At 73.7% G+C, this 15,025-nt stretch carries 16 protein-coding genes; 5 read left to right on the top strand and 11 right to left on the bottom strand.

The window, feature by feature from the left end; all coding sequences use genetic code 11:
- Positions 1-53: 53 nt before the first annotated feature.
- Together OO48_RS39160 and OO48_RS03525 are read right to left on the bottom strand one after the other, a co-directional pair.
- Positions 54-662: a hypothetical protein gene (locus tag OO48_RS39160; RefSeq protein WP_063830599.1), complete on the bottom strand. Its 609-nt coding sequence runs from the start codon at positions 660-662 to the stop codon at positions 54-56.
- Between the two features lie 126 nt (positions 663-788).
- Positions 789-1,292, bottom strand: coding sequence for a MarR family transcriptional regulator (locus OO48_RS03525; protein ID WP_106970235.1), 504 nt, complete (start codon positions 1,290-1,292; stop codon positions 789-791).
- A 106-nt stretch (positions 1,293-1,398) separates the two neighbouring features.
- On the opposite strand from OO48_RS03525, the gene OO48_RS03520 reads away from it, so the two are divergent.
- Positions 1,399-2,229, top strand: coding sequence for an alpha/beta fold hydrolase (locus tag OO48_RS03520; protein WP_033212687.1), 831 nt, complete (start codon positions 1,399-1,401; stop codon positions 2,227-2,229).
- Here the strand turns inward: OO48_RS03520 and OO48_RS38790 are convergent.
- The 3 genes from OO48_RS38790 to OO48_RS03505 form a co-directional block, all read right to left on the bottom strand.
- Complete coding sequence (locus tag OO48_RS38790) at positions 2,201-2,593, bottom strand: hypothetical protein (protein WP_167346418.1); 393 nt, start codon at positions 2,591-2,593, stop codon at positions 2,201-2,203. The genes OO48_RS03520 and OO48_RS38790 overlap by 29 nt on opposite strands.
- A gap of 476 nt (positions 2,594-3,069) precedes the next feature.
- Positions 3,070-3,264 (bottom strand): DUF397 domain-containing protein, encoded by a 195-nt coding sequence (locus tag OO48_RS03510; protein WP_033212681.1) that lies wholly within the window; start codon positions 3,262-3,264, stop codon positions 3,070-3,072.
- Positions 3,261-4,091, bottom strand: a complete 831-nt coding sequence (locus tag OO48_RS03505; protein ID WP_033212680.1) for a helix-turn-helix domain-containing protein — start codon at positions 4,089-4,091, stop codon at positions 3,261-3,263. The genes OO48_RS03510 and OO48_RS03505 overlap by 4 nt, the downstream gene beginning before the upstream one ends.
- A 214-nt stretch (positions 4,092-4,305) precedes the next feature.
- Between OO48_RS03505 and OO48_RS38040 the strand changes: the two genes are divergently transcribed.
- The 4 genes from OO48_RS38040 (at position 4,306) to OO48_RS03490 (ending at position 7,860) form a co-directional block, all read left to right on the top strand.
- Positions 4,306-4,497, top strand: a complete 192-nt coding sequence (locus OO48_RS38040) for a hypothetical protein (protein WP_157845368.1) — start codon at positions 4,306-4,308, stop codon at positions 4,495-4,497.
- Between the two features lie 35 nt (positions 4,498-4,532).
- Positions 4,533-4,871, top strand: a complete 339-nt coding sequence (locus OO48_RS38035) for a hypothetical protein (RefSeq protein ID WP_033212679.1) — start codon at positions 4,533-4,535, stop codon at positions 4,869-4,871.
- On the top strand, positions 4,868-5,143 hold the full coding sequence (locus OO48_RS34855) for a hypothetical protein (RefSeq protein WP_051731682.1): 276 nt from the start codon (positions 4,868-4,870) through the stop codon (positions 5,141-5,143). The genes OO48_RS38035 and OO48_RS34855 overlap by 4 nt, the downstream gene beginning before the upstream one ends.
- 383 nt (positions 5,144-5,526) lie before the next feature.
- On the top strand, positions 5,527-7,860 hold the full coding sequence (locus tag OO48_RS03490; RefSeq protein ID WP_033212676.1) for an Orn/Lys/Arg family decarboxylase: 2,334 nt from the start codon (positions 5,527-5,529) through the stop codon (positions 7,858-7,860).
- Between the two features lie 160 nt (positions 7,861-8,020).
- Here OO48_RS03490 and OO48_RS03485 read toward each other — a convergent pair whose 3' ends face one another.
- The 6 genes from OO48_RS03485 to OO48_RS03460 form a co-directional block, all read right to left on the bottom strand.
- Positions 8,021-9,040: an N-acetylglucosamine kinase gene (locus tag OO48_RS03485; RefSeq protein WP_033212674.1), complete on the bottom strand. Its 1,020-nt coding sequence runs from the start codon at positions 9,038-9,040 to the stop codon at positions 8,021-8,023.
- 60 nt (positions 9,041-9,100) lie between these two features.
- Positions 9,101-10,381, bottom strand: a complete 1,281-nt coding sequence (locus tag OO48_RS03480; RefSeq protein ID WP_033212748.1) for a 6-phospho-beta-glucosidase — start codon at positions 10,379-10,381, stop codon at positions 9,101-9,103.
- An 8-nt stretch (positions 10,382-10,389) separates the two neighbouring features.
- Entirely contained in the window at positions 10,390-11,286 is an 897-nt protein-coding gene (locus tag OO48_RS03475; protein WP_033212672.1) for a carbohydrate ABC transporter permease, read from the bottom strand.
- Positions 11,287-11,289: 3 nt separating this feature from the next.
- Positions 11,290-12,246 carry a carbohydrate ABC transporter permease gene (locus OO48_RS03470; RefSeq protein ID WP_033212670.1) on the bottom strand — a complete coding sequence of 319 codons (957 nt, stop codon included), beginning with the start codon at positions 12,244-12,246 and terminating at the stop codon, positions 11,290-11,292.
- Between the two features lies 1 nt (position 12,247).
- Positions 12,248-13,606 carry an ABC transporter substrate-binding protein gene (locus tag OO48_RS03465; RefSeq protein ID WP_033212669.1) on the bottom strand — a complete coding sequence of 453 codons (1,359 nt, stop codon included), beginning with the start codon at positions 13,604-13,606 and terminating at the stop codon, positions 12,248-12,250.
- 133 nt (positions 13,607-13,739) lie between these two features.
- Complete coding sequence (locus OO48_RS03460) at positions 13,740-14,930, bottom strand: ROK family transcriptional regulator (RefSeq protein WP_033212667.1); 1,191 nt, start codon at positions 14,928-14,930, stop codon at positions 13,740-13,742.
- Between the last annotated feature and the right edge of the window lie 95 nt (positions 14,931-15,025).

Genomic DNA, 15,025 nt, shown 5'->3' with positions numbered 1-15,025 from the left:
GAGCGCCCGCCCGCACCGCCGTGCGGCGGTCGGACGGGCGCCCGGGGAAGCGGTCAGCTCTGGTACGGGTTGGCGCCCGGCGCCTGCTGCGGGTACTGGCCCGGGGCCGGCGGGTACTGCCCGGCCGGCTGCTGGGGCGGGTACGGGGCGGCGGCCGGCGCCTGCGGGTACTGGCCGGGGACGGGCGCGGCCGGGTACTGCGGCTGCGGGGCCTGGGGGGCCTGCGGGTACTGGCCGGGGACGCTCGGGGCGCCGCCGAGCAGGCCGTTGACGAAGGTGTCCATCTCGGCCCGCCACATGCGGTGGACGTTCAGCCGGGTCGGCTTCGGCTCGTTCGGGAGCTGGAAGCGCAGCGAGCTCCACAGGGTGTTGCGCCGCACGTCGCTGATCGAGGCGCGGGCCTGGTCCAGCGGGATCACGTACAGGACTTCCTGCGGGCGGTTGCTGATCCGGGAGGTGCGGTGGATGACGACCACCCGGTGGGTCAGCGTGACGAAGTAGTACTTGACCATCAGCTGACCGATGAGGCCCAGCACGCCGTTCGTCAGCCAGGGGCTCGGGCCCGTGATGGTCTGGATGGTGGCGACCGGACGGTCGTTGGGCTCGATCGCGGCGATCGCCTCGGCGACCTGCTGCTGAATCGTGGACTTGACGATCGCCATCTGGCGGGGCTCCCGGCTGTTCCAGCGCACGCCCCCGTCGGACGCGCCGTGAGCGCGCGACTCTAACAACCGGTTCGGAAGCGTTCAACGGACAGAACAGGCATCTCGGACGCCGGTGCCGGATTTTCACTCAACCGATACCCGGCCGGGGGCGCCCCGGCCGGGTGACGCTCCGTCACCCGCGGGCCGGTGGTTCCGCGCGAGCAGGTGCCGGGCCAGGACGTCGAGCGCCTCGGTGACCTCGGCGAGCAGCGCGGGGTCGGGCTCCGGGCCGAGCGCGGCGGCGAGCGCGGCGTCGACGCCGGCGGCGCGGACGGCGGCGACCCGGGCGGAGGGGCGTTCGGCGGGGCGGACCAGGGTGCGCCGCCGGTCGGCCGGGTCCGGTTCGGTGCGCACCGCGCCGGCCTCCTTGAGGCGGGCCACCGCCGCGGAGATCTGGCTTTGCGGGAGCCCGGTGCGGGCGGCGGTCTCGCCGACGGTGGTGCCGGGGTGGGCGCTGATGTCGCTGGCCGCGATCAGCGTGTTGCGGGTGCTGCCGGGGTGGCGGCCGCCGCCGGGGGGCTCGGGCAGGGCGTCCTCGCCGATCTTCATCAGGGCGCGGCCGAGCAGGAACAGTTCGACTCCATCCACGGCCCCGATGCTACATCGAACTAGATGTATCTATCTTGATGTATCCAGTTCGATGGATTAGCATGGTGGAAGAGCGGCGGACCGACCGCCGCGGAGGGGGATTCCGATGTCCGTCACCGGCACGCTCGCCGTCCCCGGCGCCGTCCTGCACCACCGCACCGAGGGCACCGGCCCGCTGCTGCTGATCGCGCAGAGCGGCGAGGGCGACGCCGACCGCACCGTCGACCTCGTCCCGTACCTGGCCGACACCCACACCGTGCTCACCTACGACCGGCGCGGCCTGTCCCGCAGCCGCCTCGACCACCCCGAGCGGGGCACGAGCCTGGCCGAGCACGCCGACGACGTCCGGCGGCTGCTGGAGGCGGTCGCCGACGGGCCCGCGCTGATGCTCGGCTGCAGCTTCGGCGCGGTGATCGGCCTGCACGTCGCCGCCCGGCAGCCCGCGCTGCTGCGCACCCTGGTCGCCCACGAGCCCGTCGCCCCCGGCCTGCTGCCCCCCGCCGAGGCCGCCCGGCACCGGCACGAACTCGTCGCCCTCCAGGAGCTGTACGGGCGCGCGGGCCTGGCCGCGGTCCTCCCCGAGATGGCCCGGGTGCTCGGCATCGACCCGGCCGCGGCCGACGCCGAACCCGGCCTCACCCCGCAGCCGCTCGACGCCCGCCGGGCGGCCGGCTTCGACCGCTTTGTCCGGTACGACTTCACCGCCGTGGTCGAGGACGTCCTGGACCTCGCCGCCGTCCGGGCCGCCACCACCCGGATCGTCCCCGCCGTCGGTCGCACCACCCCGCCCGCCGTGTTCGACCGCCGCTGCGCCCAGGCCCTCGGCGCCCTGCTCGGCACCCCGGTCCAGGTGCTGCCCGGCGGCCACAACGGCAACACCAGCCACCCCCGGGCCTGGGCCGCCCGGCTCAAGGAGATCTTCGCGCAGGCGGATTGACCCCGCCCGGCCGCCCCGTCCCGCCCGGCCGTCCCGCCCCGCCGTCCCGCCCCGCCCGACCGGGCCGCGCGCGCCCTCGGACGTCCCGCCGCCGGACGGTCCCCACCGCCACCAGCGGCGAGCAGACCGCCCGACCGGTCGGCACCGGCCAGGCGGTGCCGACCGCCGGCTCGTACCGCCCCGTCGTCGCGGTGGTGTGCGGGTTGAGCGCCGGGCGCCGGGTGGCCTTCAGCGGCAGGTGGTCGCCGATCTGCTTCGGCAGTTCGCAATGGTCCCCGCCGGACACCACGGGCAGCAGGAACGGCAGCCCCACCGGGGCCGAGACGGTGGCGGTCGAGTGCCGCAGCAGCGCCCCGGAGACCATGCCGACCAGCGCGGACCGGGACCACCGGGGCGTACCCGGCGACCGGCGTCCAGGTTGATCACCACGGCGGTCGGCGCGGCCGGCGGCAGCACTCGGTAGGGGGAGCGCGGCGAGCACGCCCGGATCCACTCGGTGGCGACCAGGTCCCGCAGCCGGGACGCGGTTCCTCGTTCACCGGGATCCCCTCCCGTCGTCGCGCGGTGCTCGGCCGTGGCCGTCGGTCAGCTTCACGAAGACCTGCTCCAGCGCGGAGGCCGCCGCCCGCCTCACCACCAGCGCCGCCACCGCGAAGGCCCACGTGGCCCGCCTGTGCGCCGAACCGGACGCCCGCGACCGGGTCCACCTGGTGATCCTCGCCCACCGGGCCGGGCTGGTCACACCCTGACGCCCGGTCGGCCCGCCACGTGCCGGGCCGGAACGGCGCGAGGCCCCCGCCTCGGGAGCAGGGGCCTCGTCCGGCAGTCCGTGGCGACGCGTCAGACCTCGCCGAACTCGCCGGTCGCCGCCGCGTCCACGAAGGACGTCCAGCTGGCGGGGGTGAACTCCAGGCGCGGCCCGCTCGGGTCCTTGGAGTCCCGGACGGGGACGGTGCCGGGGATGTTGACGGCGATCTCCACGCAGGCGCCGCCGTTGTTGCTGTAGCTGGACTTGAACCACTGGGGGTCGGTCACTGCAGTTCCTCTCGCACCTTGCTGATCAGCGCCCGGGATGCCGCCTGTGTCAGCGCCTCTACCTGGAGATGATGGTAGGCGCTGAGCAGGGGATGGACGGCTGCCGGATCGCGTTCGAACAGCCCCTCCTGGGCGGCCTCGCTGTAGGCCGCCACGGAGTGGTCCGGGAGCCGGAGGAGGTGGACCGGCAGATCCAGGCTCCGGCTCGCACCCATGGAGTACGGCGCGATCTGGAGCGTCACGTTCGGCAGGGCGGCGACTTCGAGCAGGCGGTCGAGTTGGGCCACCATGGCTTCGGGTCCGCCGACCGGGCGCCGGATGCAGCTCTCGTCGAGGACCACGTACAGCTGAGGGGGCACCGGCTCCCGGGTGAGCAGTTTCTGACGGTTGGCCAGGACCTGAAGCCGTTCGTCTCCCTGGGCCTCGGTGATGGCCCCCCGGCCCACGGAGGCGGCCACCAACTCGGCCGCGTACGCGGAGGTCTGGAGCAGGCCCGGAATGATGCCGATTTCGAAAACCCGCACCTCGACTGCCTTCGCTTCGAAGGTCATGTAATGGCTGAACCCTCGCAACAGGCTGCTCGTGCGCACGTCCAGGAAGAGGTTCGAGAACTTCTTCCCGGCTTCGAGTACCTGGTCGAATTTGCGGGCAAGCGGCAAAGTCGGCGGTTTGCGGCCGGTTTCCACGGCCGAGATGTGCCCCGGCGAGTAACCGGCACGTGCGGCCAGCTGGCTCTGCGAGATCCCCAACTCCTCACGAGTGCGCCGGAGTTCGGCGCCGAAGGCGTCACGCGGGGAAGCCTCGGGCGTCAGCGGCTTGATGTTCAACGCGCCCCCATTCTTGCGGGTTTGCAAACTTGAAGACCGGTCCAGCCTACGGGACAGTCGGTGCTCCCGGTAGCGGAACGGCTACCGAGAGGAGTCGATGCCATGCTCTGCCACTCCCCGTCAGCCCCGCGCGACCCGGATCGGCAGGCTGATGTCGCCCCCCGTCGGGCCGTCCAGCTCCCTCCCCGCACCGCCACCCGCGAGGTTCACCGCCATGCCTGACCACCAACACGAAAGCCGGGCCGCCAGGTTGACGATCCGGGTCTACCGGGTGCGGCCCGACGGGGCCCGGGTGCAGGTCTCCTCCTGCTTCTCGGACGAAGAGGAGATCCCGCCCCTGGTCTCGGCGCTGACCTGGCCGGCCTGCACCTGCCCGCGCTGCGCCGCCACCGTGGACGCGGCCTGAACGCGTTCCGCCACATCGAAGACGAAGGGGAGTACGTGCTGTACACCGGTCAGCCGTTGGCGGCCAGTGAGGTCCTGCAACGGTTCCTGCGCGGCGGGTTCACCGACTCCGAGCGGGCGGCGGACTCGCTGGAGCTGGCGTTCCGGGCCGCCCGCCTCGACCCGCCGCCCGGCCTCTCGCCCGTCTACCGCCCCGACGTCCCGCCGGAGGCCGCCGGTCTCGCGCTGGGGTGCGCCGGGCTGCCGTGGGCACAGAAGCTCGCCGAGTCGCTGCTCGAACTCGCGCTGCTGCGCGGCGAGTTCCCCGCCACCGTCCGAACGGCCTTGCCCGAGCCGGGCCCCGAAGGCCGCCCTGCCCTGGGGGCCGCCTCGTGAGCGACGCGCTGCGGCAACGCGCCTGGGAGATCGCCGAACGGCTCGTCAAGGCCGGTGGCGAGGAGGCCCGGCTGACCGCCGTCCCCGGCGGCTACCGGGTGGAACTCGACATCGCCCGCCCCCACGGCACCGACGACCACCGGGCCGTCCTGGACGCCCTCGCCCTCGGCGACCGCTGGGGACACACCTACTCCCCGCCCTCCCGCAACCACGGCACCGCCCGCGAGACCGTCTGGAGCGAGATCCACGCGGCCGAGCGCCCGCCCGGCTGAGCGCCCGCCCGACAGCGGCCGGACCGACGGGCGGGGCCGGCCACCGTACGGCACGTGACGCTCGACCACGCGCGCGGTGCCGGGTGCGGCGCGGTCGCCGCCGGAGCCGGTCAACGTCCGCGGTGTCCTCCCTCTCCTCCGGGGCGTCCGGGTCGACCGGACGCCCCGCCAGGTGGTCGACGAGGAGGGCGGCCAATTCCCGCCCCGGCGTCAACGCTCCGGCGCCGGAACGCTCGTGCGGGTGAAACCCGTCCGAAGACCGCCCGGTCGGTCGTGCACGAAGACCACAATGGCGCTGCGCCCCGGGCGGAACGCCCGCGGTGCGCACCCACCCACGTCCCGGTGCCCGCGCGGCCGGGCCACGAGACAGGGCAGGCGGAACCATGGCGAACGGCACGGTACTGCTGGCAGTGCGGAACGACCCGCTGGGCGGCGGGGTGAGCGCCGAGCAACTGCGGCGGATCGGCAAGGAGTTGCAGAACCGCGGCCTGGAGCTGCGGTGGGCCCGCGACGCCCGGGACGCGGTGGCGACGCTGCAGGTCGAGGCGGGCCTGGCGGCCGCGGTGGTCGCCTGGGACCTGCCCCGCCCCTCGGACGGCGACGGAGGCAGCGGCGGTGGCGGTGGCGGCGAGGTGCTGGACCGGATCCGGCGCCGCTTCAAGGACCTGCCGGTCTTCCTGCTGATGGAGGACGGTTCCGACCACGACCTGGAGCACCTGCCGCTGTGGGTCTCCGAGGCCGTCGTCGGCTACGTCTGGCCGCTGGAGGACACGCCCGCGTTCATCGCCGGCCGGGTCGCGACCGCCGCCGCCACCTACCGCAGCGAGGTCCTGCCGCCGTTCTTCCGCGCCCTGCGGCGCTTCGACGACGCCCACGAGTACTCCTGGCACACCCCGGCCCACTCCGGCGGCGTGGCGTTCCTGAAGTCGGCGGCCGGGCGGGCGTTCTTCGACTACTACGGCGAGCAGCTGTTCCGCACCGACCTGTCGATCTCGGTCGGCGAGCTCGGCTCGCTGTACGAGCACAGCGGCCCGATCGGTGCGGCCGAGCGCAACGCCGCCCGGGTGTTCGGCGCCGAGCGCAGCTACTTCGTCCTGCACGGCGACTCCACCTGCAACCGGATGGTCGGCCACTACAGCGTCACCGCCGACGAGATCGCCCTGGTCGACCGCAACTGCCACAAGTCCGTCCTGCACGGCCTGGTGCTGACCGGCGCCCGCCCGGTCTACCTGGTGCCGACCCGCAACGGCTACGGGCTGGCCGGCCCGCTGCCGCCCGCCGAGGTCGACGCGGCGGCCGTCGCGGCCCGGATCGCCGCCAACCCGCTGTCCGCCGGCGCGCTCTCGCCCGAGCCGCAGTACGCCGTGGTCACCAACTCCACCTACGACGGGCTCTGCTACGACACCCCCGCGCTGGCCCGGATGCTCGCGCCCAGCACCCCGCGCCTGCACTTCGACGAGGCGTGGTTCGCCTACGCCCGCTTCCACCCGCTGTACGAGGGCCGCTACGGCATGGCGGTCGGCCCGGACACCCTGCCTGGCCCCGAGCGGCCCACCGTGTTCGCCACCCACTCCACCCACAAGCTGCTCGCCGCGCTGTCGCAGTGCGCCATGGTGCACGTCCGTCCCGCGTCCCGGGCCCCGGTGGAGCACGACCGCTTCAACGAGGCGTTCATGATGCACGGCACCACCTCGGCGTTCTACCCGGCGATCGCCTCCCTCGACGTGGCGACCGCCATGATGGACGGGCCGCAGGGCCGCTGGCTGATCGACGAGGCGGTCACCGAGGCCGTCCGCTTCCGGCAGGCCGTGGTGCGCACCGCCCGCCGGATCTCCGCCGCCGGCGACCGCCCGGACTGGTTCTTCGGCGTCTGGCAGCCCGAGACGGTCACCGACCCGGTCACCGGCGTCCGGACGGACTTCGCGGACGCGCCGGTCGCCCTGCTCGCGGGCGAGCCGTCCTGCTGGCGGCTCGAACCGGGCGCCGCCTGGCACGGCTTCGACGGCCTGACCGACGGCTACTGCCTGCTCGACCCGGTCAAGGTCACCCTCACCTGTCCCGGCGTCACCGCCGCCGGCGGCACCGAGCCGTGGGGCGTCCCGGCCCGGGTGCTGACCGAGTACCTCGCCGGCCGCGGCATCGTGGTGGAGAAGACCGACAGCTACAGCACCCTCGTGCTGTTCTCGATGGGCATCACCAAGGGCAAGTGGGGCACCCTGATGGACGCCCTGATGGACTTCAAGGCGCTCTACGACGAGGACGCGCCCCTCGCCCGGGTGCTGCCCGCCCTGGTCGAGCGGCACCCGCGCCGCTACCAGGGCGTCAGCCTGCGCGAACTGTGCGCGCGGATGCACCGGCACCTCGCCGACGGCGCGTTCGTCCAGGCCCTCGACGAGGCGTTCCGGCACCCGCCGCGGCCCGTCCACCCGCCCCGGTACTGCTACCAGCGGCTGGTGCGCGGCGGCACCGAACGCGTCCGCCTCGCCGACGCCGCGCACCGGACGGCGGCCGCGATGGTCACCGTCACCCCGCCGGGCATCCCGGTGCTGATGCCGGGCGAGTCCCTCGGCGCCCCCGACGGCCCGCTGCTGCGCTACCTGACCGCCCTGGAGTCCTTCGACCGGGCCTTCCCCGGCTTCGGCAGCGAGGCCCACGGCGTGGTCACCGACCCCGACACCGGCGACTACCTGGTCGAGTGCCTCCGCCCGGACGCCTGACCACCCGTCACGCCCGCCGCGCCCACCGACGGCGCACCGCCCGGCCGGGCGCGGACGCCCGGGGAGAACGGGAACCGCCGGCGGGAGCGGTCGAGGCGTGTGCGGTGCCCCGGCCGCTCCCTCCGGCGGTCCCTCCGGCGGGCCCTCCGGCGGCCGGCCGTCAGGCCGCTATCGGCCGGGCCGTCGGGTACGCCTCGCGCAGCCGGCGGTGCGCCCCGGGGGCGGCGCCCAGGTGGTCCAGGCCGAGCAGGGCGGCGCCCAGCACCGGCGGGGCGACGACCACCCGGGGTTCGGCGAGCGGCGCGTCGGCGGCCAGCCGCGCGGTCAGGTTGTCCAGCAGCAGCGGCTGCCGGGAGGCCAGTACGCCGCCGCCGAGCACCACCGGCACCGGCTGCTCCAGCAGGTCCAGCCTGGTCAGCGCGATCACGGCGAGCCGGGCCACCTCGTCGGCCTGCCGGTCGATCAGGCCGAGCGCGACCGCGTCGCCCGCCTCGCCGGCCGCGAACAGCACCTGGGCGACCTCGTGCAGCCGGGCCCGGTCGATCCGGCCCAGGTGCACCGCCTCGGCGACCGCGTTGGCGCCCTCCAGCCCGAAGCGGGCGCCGATCATCGGGGAGAGCAGGGTGGGGCCGCCGCGGCCGTCCTCGGCGCGGGCCGCGTGCCACATCGCCTCCTCGGCGAGCCCGCCGCCGCCGCCCCAGTCGCCGGTCAGCCGGCCGAGCGCGGGCCAGCGGGCGGTGCGCCCGTCGGGCCGCAGTCCGACGCAGTTGATGCCCGCGCCGCAGACCACCGCGACGCCCAGCGGCCCGTCGGTGCCGGCCCGCAGCAGGCCGAAGGTGTCGTTGGCGACGTGCACCGACGGCGCCCAGCCGTGGGCGGCGATCGCCGCGTGCAGCTGCTCCTCCTCCACCGGCAGGTCGGCGTTGGCCAGGCAGGCGCTGACGTGGTCGGTCAGCGGCCGCCCGCCGGGCCGCCGGTCGGCGCCGGCCTGCCGGGCCAGCTCGTCGACCAGCGGGGCGAGCGCGGCGACGGCCGCCGTCGCGCCGGCGGTCTGCGGCTGGAAGCCGCCGCCGCGGGCGGTGGCCAGGACGGTGCCGTCGGCGCCGACCAGGGCCAGGTCGGTCTTGCTGTTGCCGGCGTCGATGGCGAGGACGCCGGGCAGGAGTGCGGAGTGGCTCATCGGCCGGTCCCCCCGTGGTGGTGCCGGGTGCTGGTGCGGTGGTGCACGGTCATCGTGCCGTCACGCCCAGCTCAGGTGGTCGCGGTTGTGCGCCAGCAGCCGGTCGGTGAGCTGGTCGGCGAGCTCGATCTGGCCGACCAGCGGGTGGGCGAGCAGTGCGTCGAAGACCCGGTCCCGGCCGCCGCGCAGCGCGGCGTCCAGCGCCAGGTGCTCGTACGCGGTGACGTTGGCGATCAGCCCCGCGTACAGCGGTTCGACCGGGCGCTGCGGCAGCGGGCGGACGCCGGTGGAGTCGACCTCGGCCGGGACTTCGATCACCGCGTCGTCGGGCAGGAACGGCAGCACGCCGTCGTTGCGGGCGTTGACCACCTGGACGGTGGTGCGGCCGTCGGTGCCCAGCAGCGAGGCGATCAGCTGCACCGCGGCCTCGGAGTAGAACGCGCCGCCGCGCTTGCCGAGCAGTTCGGGCTTGGTGTCCAGGGCCGGGTCGGCGTACATCTCCAGCAGCTGCTTCTCGATCGCGGCGACCTCGGCGGCCCGGGAGCCCTTGACCTTCAGCTCCTCCACCACGGCGTCGTGCTGGTAGAAGTACCGCAGGTAGTACGAGGGGACGACGCCGAGCCGGCTGATCACCGGCAGCGGCAGGTGCAGGTCGGCGGCGATCGCCTCGCCGTGCTCGGCGAGCAGCCGCGGCAGCACCTCGCGGCCGCCGGCCGCGCCGGGGGAGTCGAGCAGGGTGACGCCGCGCTCCCAGGTGAGGTGGTTCAGGCCGACGTGGTCCAGGCGCACCAGCTCCGGGTCGACGCCCAGGTGGGCGGCGAACTTGCGCTGGAAGCCGATCGCCACGTTGCACAGGCCGACGGCCTTGTGGCCGGCGGTCTGCAGGGCGCGGGTGACGATGCCGACCGGGTTGGTGAAGTCGACGATCCAGGCGTCCGGGTTGGTGCGGCGGACCTGCTCGGCGATGTCCAGCACCACCGGGACGGTGCGCAGCGCCTTGGCGAGGCCGCCCGCGCCGGTGGTCTCCTGGCCGACGCAGCCGCACTCCAGCGGCCAGGTCTCGTCCTTGTCGCGGGCGGCCTGCCCGCCGACGCGCAGCTGCAGCAGCACCGCGTCGGCGTCCCGGACGCCCTCGGTGACGTCGGTGGCGGTGGTGACGGTGGCGCCGTGGCCCTGCTTGGCGAAGATCCGGCGGGCCAGCGCGGCGATCAGCTCCAGGCGGTCGGCCGCCGGGTCGATCAGCACCAGTTCGCCGATCGGCAGGGTGTCGCGCAGCCGCGCGAACCCGTCGATCAACTCCGGCGTGTAGGTGGAACCGCCGCCGACGATTGCCAACTTCAGTGCGGACATCAGCCCTTGACCCCTGTCAGTGTGACGCCCTCGACGAAGGCGCGTTGTGCGAAGAAGAACAGAACGATCACCGGCGCCAGCACCAGCAGCGTCGCCGCCATGGTGAGGTTCCAGTTGGTGTGGTGGGCGCCCTTGAAGGACTCCAGCCCGTAGCTGAGCGTCCAGGCGTCCGGGTTCTCGGAGGCGTAGATCTGCGGTCCGAAGTAGTCGTTCCAGCAGGAGAAGAACTGGAACAGCGCGACGGCGGCGATCGCGGGCTTCGCCATCGGCAGCACCACCCGCAGCAGGGTGCGCAGTTCGCCGCAGCCGTCGATCCGGGCGGCCTCCACGTACTCCTTGGGGATGGTCAGCAGGAACTGGCGCAGCAGGAAGATCGTGAACGCGTCGCCGAACGCCATCGGGATGATCAGCGGCCACAGCGAGCCGGTCAGGTGCAGCTGCTTGGCCCAGAACAGGTACATCGGGACGACGGTGACCTGCGGCGGCAGCATCATCATCGCCACCACCGCCATCAGGGCGAGGTTCCGGCCCCGGAAGCGGAACTTGGCGAGCGCGTACGCCACCGGCAGGCTGGAGACCACCGTCAGCACGGTGCCCAGGGTCGCGTACAGCAGGGTGTTGCGCCACCAGGTGAGGAAGCCGGGGGTGTGCCACACCTTGCCGTAGTTCGACCACTGCCAGTGCTGCGGCCACAGGTCGGAGGTGAGGGCCTGGTGGTCCGTCATCACCGAGGTGAGGAACACGAAGACGAACGGCAGCAGGAAGAACAGCGCGGCGGCGACCGCGGTGGAGTGCACCGCGACCCAGTGCAGGGCGGCGCGGCGGCGGGCGGCCCGGGCCGTGCCGGCCGGGGTGGGCAGCGGGCGGCGGCGGGGGAGGGTGGGAGCGAGTGCCATGGGTTAGTCCTCCGCCAGGAAACCGGACTTGCGGCGCAGCAGGACGCCGGTGAACGCCATCGAGAGGGCGAACAGGATGACGGCGACGACGCAGGCCGAGCCGGTGTCGAAGCGCTGGAAGCCGAGGCTGTAGACCATCTGCGGCAGCGTCCAGGTGGAGCCGTGCGGGTAGCCGGGTTCGAACTGCTGCCCGGAGCCGCCGATCACGCCGGAGGCCACCTTCCCGGCGACGATCGCCTGGGTGTAGTACTGCATGGCCTGGATCACGCCGGTGACCACGGCGAACACCACGATCGGCGAGATGTTCGGCAGGGTGACGTACCGGAAGCGCTGGAAGCTCCCGGCGCCGTCGAGCTCGGCGGCCTCGTACTGCTCGGCCGGGACGTCCAGCAGCGCCGCCATGAAGATCACCATCAGGTCGCCGATGCCCCACATCGCCAGCAGCGTCAGGGCGGGCTTCGACCAGGACGGGTCGGTGAACCAGCCCGGCTGCGGCAGGCCCAGCTCGCCCAGCAGGTGGTTGACCGGCCCGGTGCCCGGGTTCAGCAGGAACGCGAAGGCCATCGTCGCGGCCACCGGCGGTGCCAGGTACGGCAGGTAGAAGGCGGTGCGGAAGAAGCCGGAGCCGGACTTCACCTTGGTGACCAGCATCCCGATGCCGAGGCCGAACAGCACCCGCAGCGAGACCATCACCACGACCAGCCACAGCGTGTTGCCCAGGCCCTGCCAGAAGAACGGGTACTTGGTGAAGACGTAGTCCCAGTTCTGCAGGCCGGCGAAGGTCGGGGCGGCGAACCCGTCGTAGTGCATGAACGAGAAGTAGACCGTCGAGACCAGCGGGTACAGGAAGAAGACGCCGAAGCCGACCAGCCACGGGGAGAGGAAGGCCAGGGTCCTGGCCCGCTCCCGCCGGCGCTTGCGGCGCAGCGCCGGCGGGAGGGCGGAGTTCACGAGCGCCATGTCACTTCGCCTGGGTGACGGCGTCGTCGATCTCCTTGGCGGTGGCCGTCAGGCCCGCCCTGAGGTCGGTCTGCTTGCCGGACTCCACCTCGAAGCTGAGGTTCTGCAGCGACACCTGGTAGGCGCCGCCGTTGACGCTCGCCGGGGTGGTGGAGGAGTGCGGGTTCTTGGCGATGTCGACGAAGGTGCGGAAGTTCGGGTCCGCGTCCAGCTTCGGGGAGTCCAGCGCGGCGAGGGTGCTGGGCACGTTGTGGATCGCGTTGGCGAAGGAGACCACCGCGTCGGTGTCGGTGGTCAGGTACTTGACGAAGGTCCAGGCGGCGGTCTGCTTCTTGGAGCCGTTGGCGATGCCGACGATGGTGCCGGTCTGGTAGCCGCGCCCGTACGTCGCCGCCTGGTCGTCCGGCACCGGGAACGGCGCGGTGGCCCACTCGAAGCCGGGCCGGTCCTCGGCCAGCGAGGCGGTGCGCCACTCGCCGTCCAGGCTCATCGCCACCTGCCCGGTGGTGAACGGGTTCTTCGCGCTGAACTCGTCGCCGAAGGACGTCCGGTACTTCTCCAGCTTCTCGAACCCGCCCAGCCGGTCGACCAGTTGCTTCTGCCAGCTCAGCGCGGCGGCCACGGTCGGGTCGGTGGCGACGTTCGACTTGCCGTCCGGGCCGAAGTAGGTGCTGCCGTACTGGCCGAGGTAGTGCGCGATCGCCGTCTCGTAGCCGTGGTAGTTCGGCATGAAGCCCAGCTGCTTGTACGAGTCGCCGTCGGCGATCGTCAGCTTCGCGGCGTCCTCGGCGAACTCGCTGAAGGTCTTCGGCGGCGCGGTGATCCCGGCCGCCGCGAACGCGGTCTTGTTCCAGTACAGCCCGTACGCGTCGCCGAGCAGCGGCAGCGCGCACTGGTCGCCCTGGTACTGGCTGTACGTGAGCATCGCGCTCGGGAAGGTCTTCGCCGGGTCGACGCCGTCCTTCTCCAGCATCGGCCCGAGGTCGGCCCACACGTGCGAGGCGCAGAACTTGCCCACGTTGTCGGTGGAGAACGAGGACACCACGTCCGGCGCGTCCGGGCCGCCCGCGCGCAGCGCCTGCTCGGCCTTGTCGTCGGCGATGTTGCCGACCACCTTGACGTGGATGTTCGGGTGCAGCTTCTCGAAGGCGGCGACGTTGTCGTTGATCGCCTTCACCTCGTTGTCCTGGCTCCAGCCGTGCCAGAAGGTGATCGTCACGTCCTGGCCGGACGCCGAACCGTCCTGCCCGCCACCGGAGCCGGTTCCGGTGCAGGCGGAGGCCAGCAGCGCCGTGCAGACGGCGGCGGTGAGCGCGGCCAGCGGGCGGCGGGCGAGCGGGGATCTGCGGGGCGTGTTCACGGGAATTGCACTCCTGGGAGGGTACGGGGGCAGGGCGGCATGGCCCGGCGGCCCGGCGGGGGACGGGGAGTGGGTGCGAACGTCGGGTCGGTGCGGGGTCGTCGGTGCGGGGTCGGTGCCGGTCCGTGCCGGGTCAGCGCGTGCTGAACAGGACGTCCCGGGTGCTCGCCAGCGCGCGTTGCAGCGCGCCGGTCAGGACGGGCGACCCGGGCACGGCGGACAGCCGCACCTCGGGCCGCGGGATGGACATCCGGCCCAGGGCCTCCTGGACCAGCTCCCGCAGGCGCTCCCCGCCCGCGGTCGGCGTGCCCCCGGAGAGCACCACCAGCTCCGGGTCCACCACCGAGGCGATCACCGCCAGCCCGACCGCCAGCCGTTCGGCCAGCTCGGTCAGGAAGGCCTCGCCCTCGGCGGTGCCCAGGGCCCGGGCCACCGCCTGCGCGGCGTCGGCGCCGCGCAGCCCGTGCCGGCGGGCCAGCGCCAGCACGGCCGGCTCGCCCGCCAGGTCCTGGAACCCGCCGGTCACCTTCCGGCGGGAGTTCAACGACACCGGGGCGTCCGGCACCGGCATGTAGCCGACCTCGCCCGCGCCCCCGGTGAAACCCCGGTGCAGCCGGCCCGCGAGCACGATCGCGGCGCCGATGCCCTCCTCGGCCCACAGCAGCACGAAGTCCTCGCACCCCGCCGCCGCCCCGCCGGCCTGCTCCGCCACCGCGGCCAGGTTCACGTCGTTCTCGATCGACACCGGCGCGCCCAGCGCCAGCTCCAACTCCTCCACCAGCCGCGGCGAGTGCCAGCCCGGCAGGTGCGAGGCGTAGCGCAGCTTCCCGGTCACCGGGTCGGGCGCGCCGCCGATCCCGATCACCACCTCGCGCAGCGCCCCCGGGGCGAGCTGCGCCCGGCGCGCCGTCTCCGCGACGGCCTCCGCGACCCGCTCCACCGTCTCCGCGGCCGGCCAGCCCTTGGTCGGCACCCGGTGCTCGGCCAGCGTCGTCCCGGTGATGTCCGCGACCGCGACCCGCACCGCCGTGCTCGTCACGTCCACCCCTGCGACGTGGCCGGCGGCCGGATTCACCTGGTAGAGCTGGGCGTTGGGACCGGGCCCGCCGGCGGTGGTGCCGACCGGCACCACCAGCCCCACCGCCTCCAGCCGGGCCAGCAGTTGCGAGGCGGTCGGCTTCGAGAGCCCGGTCAGGCTCCCGATCTGGGTGCGGGAGAGCGGGCCGTTGGCGAGCAGCAGCTCCAGCGCGGCGCGGTCGTTGATGGCCCGCAGCAGGCTCGGCGTACCGGCCAGCGGGGAACGGGGCGTCTTTCGGGTGGTCACGGCCCGATCCTCCTCTGCGTGCGCCGTTGCGGCCAACTGTTAGGAAAGTTTCCAATCGCGAGGCGCAGATGTCAACGGTACGTGGCGAGTTCGTC

This window comes from Kitasatospora phosalacinea (genome assembly GCF_000716545.1).
Classification (GTDB): domain Bacteria; phylum Actinomycetota; class Actinomycetes; order Streptomycetales; family Streptomycetaceae; genus Kitasatospora; species Kitasatospora phosalacinea.
This window is presented reverse-complemented; position numbering and strand designations above follow the sequence as displayed.

Coding starts and splice junctions, on each gene's coding strand:
- OO48_RS39160 (WP_063830599.1), bottom strand. CDS start 662: ATGGCGATCGTCAAGTCCACGATTCAGCAGCAGGTCGCCGAGGCGATC.
- OO48_RS03520 (WP_033212687.1), top strand. CDS start 1,399: ATGTCCGTCACCGGCACGCTCGCCGTCCCCGGCGCCGTCCTGCACCAC.
- OO48_RS38790 (WP_167346418.1), bottom strand. CDS start 2,593: ATGGTCTCCGGGGCGCTGCTGCGGCACTCGACCGCCACCGTCTCGGCC.
- OO48_RS38040 (WP_157845368.1), top strand. CDS start 4,306: ATGCCTGACCACCAACACGAAAGCCGGGCCGCCAGGTTGACGATCCGG.
- OO48_RS03490 (WP_033212676.1), top strand. CDS start 5,527: ATGGCGAACGGCACGGTACTGCTGGCAGTGCGGAACGACCCGCTGGGC.
- OO48_RS03485 (WP_033212674.1), bottom strand. CDS start 9,040: ATGAGCCACTCCGCACTCCTGCCCGGCGTCCTCGCCATCGACGCCGGC.
- OO48_RS03475 (WP_033212672.1), bottom strand. CDS start 11,286: ATGGCACTCGCTCCCACCCTCCCCCGCCGCCGCCCGCTGCCCACCCCG.
- OO48_RS03470 (WP_033212670.1), bottom strand. CDS start 12,246: ATGGCGCTCGTGAACTCCGCCCTCCCGCCGGCGCTGCGCCGCAAGCGC.